The organism is Flavobacterium aurantiibacter, from assembly GCF_002251775.1.
Classification (GTDB): domain Bacteria; phylum Bacteroidota; class Bacteroidia; order Flavobacteriales; family Flavobacteriaceae; genus Flavobacterium; species Flavobacterium aurantiibacter.
In genome coordinates this window covers 1-7,458 of record NZ_NOXX01000096.1, presented here as the reverse complement: position 1 = coordinate 7,458, position 7,458 = coordinate 1, and the positions used below count along the sequence as shown (strand labels likewise).

General features: G+C 39.9%; 7 protein-coding genes and 1 pseudogene. 5 read left to right on the top strand and 3 right to left on the bottom strand.

Annotated elements, in window-relative coordinates:
- Positions 1-85: 85 nt before the first annotated feature.
- The 3 genes from rlmD to CHX27_RS01380 are packed head-to-tail and all read left to right on the top strand — an operon-like array spanning position 86 to position 2,768.
- Positions 86-1,504, top strand: a complete 1,419-nt coding sequence (gene rlmD, locus CHX27_RS01390) for a 23S rRNA (uracil(1939)-C(5))-methyltransferase RlmD (protein ID WP_094484985.1) — start codon at positions 86-88, stop codon at positions 1,502-1,504.
- Between the two features lie 15 nt (positions 1,505-1,519).
- Positions 1,520-2,071 (top strand): DUF6452 family protein, encoded by a 552-nt coding sequence (locus CHX27_RS01385; protein WP_094484984.1) that lies wholly within the window; start codon positions 1,520-1,522, stop codon positions 2,069-2,071.
- Entirely contained in the window at positions 2,043-2,768 is a 726-nt protein-coding gene (locus CHX27_RS01380; protein ID WP_094484983.1) for a DUF6048 family protein, read from the top strand. Before CHX27_RS01385 ends, CHX27_RS01380 begins: the two co-directional genes overlap by 29 nt.
- A 3-nt stretch (positions 2,769-2,771) precedes the next feature.
- Here the strand turns inward: CHX27_RS01380 and CHX27_RS01375 are convergent, their stop codons facing one another.
- A complete protein-coding gene (locus CHX27_RS01375; protein ID WP_094484982.1) occupies positions 2,772-3,005 on the bottom strand; it encodes a hypothetical protein in 234 nt (77 codons plus the stop codon).
- Positions 2,989-4,167 (bottom strand): THUMP domain-containing class I SAM-dependent RNA methyltransferase, encoded by a 1,179-nt coding sequence (locus CHX27_RS01370; protein ID WP_094484981.1) that lies wholly within the window; start codon positions 4,165-4,167, stop codon positions 2,989-2,991. The genes CHX27_RS01375 and CHX27_RS01370 overlap by 17 nt, the downstream gene beginning before the upstream one ends.
- Before the next feature lie 78 nt (positions 4,168-4,245).
- Here CHX27_RS01370 and CHX27_RS01365 point away from each other — a divergent pair, with 78 nt between their 5' ends.
- On the top strand, positions 4,246-4,989 hold the full coding sequence (locus tag CHX27_RS01365) for a class I SAM-dependent methyltransferase (protein WP_094484980.1): 744 nt from the start codon (positions 4,246-4,248) through the stop codon (positions 4,987-4,989).
- A complete protein-coding gene (locus CHX27_RS01360; protein WP_094484979.1) occupies positions 4,986-5,669 on the top strand; it encodes a ZIP family metal transporter in 684 nt (227 codons plus the stop codon). Before CHX27_RS01365 ends, CHX27_RS01360 begins: the two co-directional genes overlap by 4 nt.
- Positions 5,670-6,350: 681 nt before the next feature.
- On the opposite strand, the pseudogene CHX27_RS15745 reads toward CHX27_RS01360, so the two are convergent.
- Positions 6,351-7,220 (bottom strand): annotated as a pseudogene (locus CHX27_RS15745) (ATP-grasp fold amidoligase family protein).
- Positions 7,221-7,458: the final 238 nt, after the last annotated feature.

The window sequence follows — 7,458 nt, the reverse complement described above, 5'->3', positions numbered from 1 at the left end:
TTTATTGATTTTTAATCAATTATGTTTTTTGTCGTGTACTAAAAGTATATACGATAAAAATTAAGGAAAGGTTTACCTTTGCCGCATGGGAAGAAAACGTAACTCAGATAAGAAACTTTTCGAGAAAATAACTATTCAGGATGCCGGTGCTAAAGGAGTGTGCGTGGCAAAAGCACCCGACGGTCGGGTTATATTTATTCCGAATGTGGTTCCAGGCGATATAGTAGATGTTCAGATTTACAAGAAGAAGAACAGTTATTACGAGGGAAAAGCTGTTGCCTTTCATGAATACTCGAGTGATCGCGTTGAGCCGGCCTGCAAACATTTTGGTGTTTGTGGCGGTTGCAAATGGCAAAACATGAGCTACGAAAAACAGTTGGATTACAAATTCAATGAAGTTAAAAACCACTTGGAGCGCATTGGCAAGATTAACTTGCCCGAATTTGAACCCATTCTAGGCTCTGAAAAACAGTATTTCTACCGAAATAAAATGGAGTTTGGCTTTTCAAACAGTCGTTGGCTTTCGCCTGAAGAAATGCAATCGGATACGGTTTGCAACGATCGGAACGCGCTTGGATTTCATATTCCAAAAATGTGGGATAAAATTCTCAACATAACTGATTGTCAGTTGCAAGCCGATCCGTCGAACGCCATTCGAAATGGACTACGCGCTTACGCAGATGAAAACGGATTGGCGTTTTACGATCCGAGAAATCGCGCTGGATTACTGCGAACGCTAATGATTCGAACCACTTCGACAGGTGAAGTAATGGTTTTGGTGCAGTTTTTTGAAAATGACAAAAATGGTATTGCACAAGTAATGACGTACTTGCAAACCAGTTTCCCTGAAATCACTTCGTTGCTTTATCTTGTAAACGAAAAAGCAAACGACACCATTTACGACCAAGATATTTTGGTTTGGTCGGGTCGCGAGTACATCGTAGAAGAAATGGAAGGCTTGCAGTTTCGCATAAATGCTAAGTCGTTTTACCAAACTAACAGCGAACAAGCGTACGAATTGTACAAAGTTACGCGCGATTTTGCCGGACTAACCGGAGAAGAGATTGTATACGACCTGTATACTGGAACGGGAACCATTGCTCAATTTGTTTCCAAAAAAGCAAAAAAAGTAGTGGGAGTTGAAGCTGTTCCTGCCGCCATCGCCGATGCGAAGTTGAACGCTGCAAACAATAAAATAGACAATTGCGTGTTTTACGCCGGCGATATGAAAGACATTTTTACCGACAATTTTATTGCGCAAAACGGCAAACCCGACGTAATTATAACCGACCCGCCCCGCGATGGCATGCACAAAGATGTTGTGGCTCAGATTTTAAAAGTAGCTCCGCAGAAAGTGGTATATGTAAGCTGTAATTCGGCTACGCAAGCCCGAGATTTAGCACTTTTAGATGAGAAATATGAAGTAGTACGCGTAAAACCAGTTGATATGTTTCCGCAAACACATCACGTAGAAAATGTTGTACTTTTATCGCTTAAAAATTAGTCTTTACAAGCCTTCATGAAAAAGTTACTCCTATTTTGTATTGTGGTTTTATCGTTAAGCTCTTGTGAGAAGGACGACATTTGCGATCCCGGGCAATCTACAACGCCGCGGTTAATTATTGAATTTTACGATACAAACAATCCGGCGGTACTTAAAAACCTGACTAATTTATATGTTATTGGCGAAGGTCAAGAAGAAGCTTTAGTATTGAATGAGAGTATCCCTATAGATTCGCCGGTTGCGGAACAACGCTTTTTATCGAACGGGAACAGAATCGGTCTTCCGCTTAATACCGAAGCCGACCAAGTGGTATATAACCTAACGTTGAATTACAACAGTCCGAACGAAGACTTAATTTTTGAAGACCAAATTGTAATCAACTACAGCCGACTAAATGCGTATGTATCGAGAGCTTGCGGATATAAAACCACTTATAAATTAAATCCACCAACTAATCCGTTGGCACCAATCACAGTTACTAGTGGTAATGTGTGGATCAACAGTATTGAAATTTTACAATCAGACATCGAAACCGAAAATGAAATCCACGTTAAAATATATTTCTAGTTTTTTCCTGCTCTTTTCGATACTGGGTTGGTCGCAAACTACCGATTCGCTACCTAAATTCAAGGATCGTTATGGCTTGCGCGTGGGCATCGATTTACACCGTTTAACGCGAAGTCTTTACGATAAGGACTACCAAGGTATTGAATTCACTGGCGACTTTCGGTTATCGAAAAGGTATTTCGCTGCCGCGGAAATCGGTACCGAAAAGCGAGATACGCGCGAACCGCAGATTAACGCTACAACGCGCGGCCAGTACCTCAAAATAGGTTTCGATTATAACACACATCAAAACTGGTTACAGCTCGAAAACATGGTAAATGTTGGATTGCGCTACGGCTTTAGTACCTTTTCGCAAACGCTTAATAGTTATAAAATTTACAACCCTAATCCGTATTTTGGAAACGGTGATTTTATTGATGTAAATCGCGAATACAGCGGGTTAACAGCGCACTGGATTGAAACGGTTGCCGGAATTAAAGTACAAGTATTCACAAACGTCTTTGTGGGCTTTAGCTTTCGACTGAACATCATGATACAAGAGAAAGACCCAAGCGGATTCGAAAACCTGTATATTCCTGGTTATAATCGTACCTACAACGACCGCTTTGGCGTTGGCTTCAACTATACCGTAAGCTATTTCTTACCTCTGTATAAGAAAGATAAAGGCGTTTCTGCCGAGAAAAAGAAAAAGAAATAACACCTATTTCAATTCTTTTACTTCCTTTAGAAAAAGCCACGAAACAAACAAACGTTCGCCTTGCGAGGTTTTCACAGCTTGAAATTTAGGTGCTAAAATTGTGGCCACTACTGCCGAGGTAACTGCTTTCCAAATAGGTTCAAGATCGGAAAACTCGCCTAAAATAACACGGCAAATTATAAAGAAGAAAGCAAAAGATATGGCCTGAAAAACAAAGGCTTTAGTTGATTTTTTCATCGGAATTTTGATTGAACTTTAAACGTTTACTTCCGCTGTACATTTGGTAATTCACCAATCGGCTTTCCAAATTAGCATTAAACAATTTGATTTTTCGCGACGGTTTCAACCCAACAAATTTCAAGGCTTCTAAATTCGCCGTAATAAACCAGGCTGAAGTATTGGCGTAGTGCTGCTTGAGCGTATCACCCAGCTCGCGATAAAAACGCTCCAAATCGATATCTAAACGTTCGCCATAAGGCGGATTAAATAACATAAATAAAGGCTCGTCGGTTCCTTTCTCGGTTTCAAAGAAGTTTAAGTGCTTGATAGAAATATATTCCGAAAGATTGGCTTGCTTTACGTTTTCAGTAGCTTTAGCCACTGCACTTGGCGCTTTATCAAAACCGATCATCGAAAAATCAAAATCGACAACCTTTTTCATCAACGATTCCAAAACGGTTTCGAATAACTCAAAATCCCAATCGCGCCATTTTTCAAAGGCAAATTCCTTTCGATTGAGATTTGCTGGAATATTACACGCAATCATCGCTGCCTCAATCAGTATAGTGCCGCTTCCGCACATCGGATCGAGAAAATCGGATTGTCCACGCCAACCCGCGTGCAACAACATACCTGCGGCCAAAACTTCATTGATGGGCGCGATGTTAGTAGCTGTACGATAGCCGCGTTGGTGTAAAGACGCACCCGATGAATCTAATGAAACCGTTACCGTTTCGCGGTCTATGTGTACATTAATCCGCAAATCGGGGAAACGCTTTTCAACACTTGGGCGTGCGCCTTGACGTTCGCGAAACTGATCTACAATAGCGTCTTTGGTTTTTTGTGCAACAAATTCAGAATGCTTGAAAAAGTCGGAATGTACTGTCGCGTCGATCACAAAACTCGATTCTACACGTAAAAACTCCGACCAATCGATTTCTTGAATCCCTTCGTAAAGCATTTTTTCGTTTAGCGCACGGAACGATCTGATAGGTTTCAGAATTTTCAAAGCCGTACGCAAGGCGAGATTGGCTTTGTACATAAAACCTTTATCGCCCACAAAACTAACGGCTCGCGTGCCCGATTCTACTTGCTGTGCTCCTAAATTACGCAGTTCGGCTTCCAGCAAAGGCTCGAATCCAAAGAACGTTTTGGCAATCATTTTAAAATTATCTGACATGTACGAAGGTGTAATTCGACTTATTTTCGTCAAAAAAACCTTGCAAAAATAACGTAAATTTGCACCAAAATAAGCGGAATGACCAACAATACGGTTCCAGAAGATACCCATTGGTACGCTTCGTGGTTCGATACCCCCTACTACCACATTCTTTATAAAGATCGCGATTATAAGGAGGCGCGACTCTTTATCGACAACATAACGGCATACCTAAATTTACCTGAGCATGCTGAAATACTCGATTTGGCGTGTGGAAAAGGACGACATTCTCGTTATTTGAATCAGTTGGGATACCGCGTGGTTGGCGCCGATTTATCGCACAACAGCATTGATGAAGCAAAAGCTTATGAAAACGATTCGCTGCAATTTGTTGTACACGACATGCGTGAAGCGTTCGACCGCCAATTCGATGCAATTTTCAACTTGTTTACCAGTTTTGGTTACTTCGAAAACGACAACGATAACCTGAAAACGCTCGAAGCCATTCGCGATTCGCTTAACGAATACGGATTTGGCGTCATCGATTTTATGAATGTCGATTTTGTGATTCCGCACTTAGTTCCCGAAGAAGTGAAAGAAGTTGATGACATTGCGTTTCACATTAAACGTTTTGAAATCGACGGGTATATTTATAAGGAAATTCGCTTTGAAGATCAAGGAAAAAAATATGCGTTTACCGAAAAAGTTAAAGCGCTTCGATTAGCCGATTTCGAACAACTTATGGAACAGGCGGGCATTCATTTGCTCGATGTTTTTGGCGATTACAAACTTAGAAAGTACCATCCGCTAAGCAGCGAACGCTTGATACTCTTATTTAAATGACAGCATTACTGATTCCTTTTCTTTCTGTAGTTCTCGGGCTGATAATCGGATTTCTATACAAACCAAAAAAGAAAACCGGACTAAAACTGTTGCTTGCTTTTAGCGGCGCTTTTCTGCTTTCGCTCACGGTTTTGCATTTACTTCCGGAGATTTACAGTCATACGAACGAGTCTGAATTTTCGACCCTCGGCTTGTTAATCATGGGCGGAATTCTGCTGCAAATCATCTTGGAGTATTTTTCTAAAGGCGCTGAGCACGGGCATGTTCACGGCGGTAAGTCGCTCAAGCGGCTTCCTTTTATTTTAGCTGTTTCCTTGGGCGTCCATGCGTTAATTGAAGGTATTCCAGTAGCTGCCGAGTCGGAATTAGCTTGGGGAATTGCCGTGCATCATTTACCAATCGCCGTTATTTTAACGCAATTTTTACGACAAGCAAACCTGTCGAACAGCGTTGTAATACTGTTCATGTTGGGATTTGCCGTTGCTACGCCGTTGGGAACGTTTTTAGCGTCGAATTTGCAACAAATACAGTCGTTACACCACTATTTCTCGGCGGTTGTGGTAGGAACTTTATTCCATATTTCGTCGACAATAATCTTTGAAACATCTGAAAATCACAAGTTTAATTTCGCAAAACTGCTGGCAATCATTTTAGGCATTGTCTTCGGATATTTCTTGTAAGGAGTATAAATTGGGGATTGTGGCAGCGGCGTCCCTCCTACTCCCTGGTGCCAGACTGCCGTTGGGCAATTCGCTGCCCCACCTAGTTATTGGGGAGCCCCTTGGCAACAACCGCTAGAAGCAAGATTTTTAATGCTGTCCCCAACTCGAAAAATGGTGGAAAATTTCGAAAGTTGACGTGATTTAAGATAGAACTCACCTGTTACACATCTCGTTCTAAATCACAAAATACTACTTTTTCAAACGTAGTTTCGTTTAGGAGCATCAGATAAGAAGTTAATACAGCATCGGGTCAAAATTTGAGTTACAGCTTACCAGTAATTAACGTAACTCCGACGCTCCAAATGACGTAGGCGCTAGGAGATTCGTGGGTTTGATACAGAACCATGAAACAATCAGTGCTAAACATCGCAATTGGGACTTTCCGAAACGTGTCGGGACTCACTACTCCAAAAGCGAAATGCTAAATGGCGAACTAATCTACGTCTTAGTACTTTATACTTCAGTTTCAATACTTCCAAAAAATAATGCGGAAAACCCGTAGTCGTATGTTGCTTTTTTTCAAAACTACGACATTATTAAGATACAGAAGTTATCCGCTTTCAAATGATTTAATAGATGTGGTACTTTTAAAAACGTTCTTGACCCAGATTTGAATTATATATGTTGTAGGTTGCCGCTTTAAATGCCATCAGTTGGTATTTTTAGTTCACTTCCTAGCTTATAATCGTATTCTATCGGTTTAAAAACTTCTCGACCACCGCCGGGATGAAACGTTATTTCTCCGAAATAAACATCATCGTATATAGAGTAAAAATCGACACGTGCATAGAAAAAAGGTTCTGATAATTTTGCAGCCAATTCTACCATTTTTTGTAGTTGCGCTGGTTTTGGTACTTCTGGCCCATTTGAATGCCTTAGCAAGACGTCCAAAAGTTGCCACTGTGTGTTGTAAAGATTTCTTTTATGCTTAGTATGCCTATCTATATCGACCTGAATAAAATTAGGTTTACCGTTAAAACAGTGAATTTTATAGTCAAAAGGTATTCCCCCATCTTCTGCGATTAACAATTATTCTACAATTATTCTTCGCTCAATATTTTTATACGGCCATTCTTTATCATAATAATAATAGTTTACCTTAAGATGGCTTTGCAGTTTCTTTTGTATGGCGTCCCAGTTTTCTTTATTCTTATCACGAACTATAACAACACCAGAACTGTCGTGATTTGCTTTGATAGCAACAGGATAATCCGGTATATTATTGCTGTTGATATCAGCTACATTTTTGGTCTCAAAAACGAGAGGTACCAGGTATTGCTCACCAACTTTATCTTTGACGTATTCGCGAACTTTAAACTTATCAGCGCATTGCGTATGTAAAGGTGTTCTGTCGTTCAATTTCAACCACTGTATCTTTTCACTCAAAGACTTGGGGTTTTTCAAATCAGGATTAAATCCAAAAACTTGCTTAAATCTTCTTTTAAGAAAATACTCTTCAGGTAATAGTCTAAAACGATAAAAATCAAAAGCATACTTAACAGGATACATTGGATATTTAAGATACGTGTTCTCGTAGAGGTATTTAATTTGATTTTTCATGCCTTGTATTAACTATTACTAAACGTTTTATTGTAGGTATTTACTGCTGCTAGCTCTAACTTATTTTCATCAAGTAGTGCAAACCCTTACAAATTGGTAAAGTTATTGAAAAAGCAGGTATTTTAAAGAAAGAAAATTAAAATAACCCGTTGGGTGAAATTAAATTAATTGATTTTTGATTTTATTT

What these genes read in the sequence shown, in the direction of transcription:
- rlmD (WP_094484985.1), top strand. Translation starts at nt 86, where the DNA reads ATGGGAAGAAAACGTAACTCAGATAAGAAACTTTTCGAGAAAATAACT.
- CHX27_RS01365 (WP_094484980.1), top strand. Translation starts at nt 4,246, where the DNA reads ATGACCAACAATACGGTTCCAGAAGATACCCATTGGTACGCTTCGTGG.
- CHX27_RS01370 (WP_094484981.1), bottom strand. Translation starts at nt 4,167, where the DNA reads ATGTCAGATAATTTTAAAATGATTGCCAAAACGTTCTTTGGATTCGAG.
- CHX27_RS01380 (WP_094484983.1), top strand. Translation starts at nt 2,043, where the DNA reads ATGAAATCCACGTTAAAATATATTTCTAGTTTTTTCCTGCTCTTTTCG.
- CHX27_RS01360 (WP_094484979.1), top strand. Translation starts at nt 4,986, where the DNA reads ATGACAGCATTACTGATTCCTTTTCTTTCTGTAGTTCTCGGGCTGATA.
- CHX27_RS01385 (WP_094484984.1), top strand. Translation starts at nt 1,520, where the DNA reads ATGAAAAAGTTACTCCTATTTTGTATTGTGGTTTTATCGTTAAGCTCT.
- CHX27_RS01375 (WP_094484982.1), bottom strand. Translation starts at nt 3,005, where the DNA reads ATGAAAAAATCAACTAAAGCCTTTGTTTTTCAGGCCATATCTTTTGCT.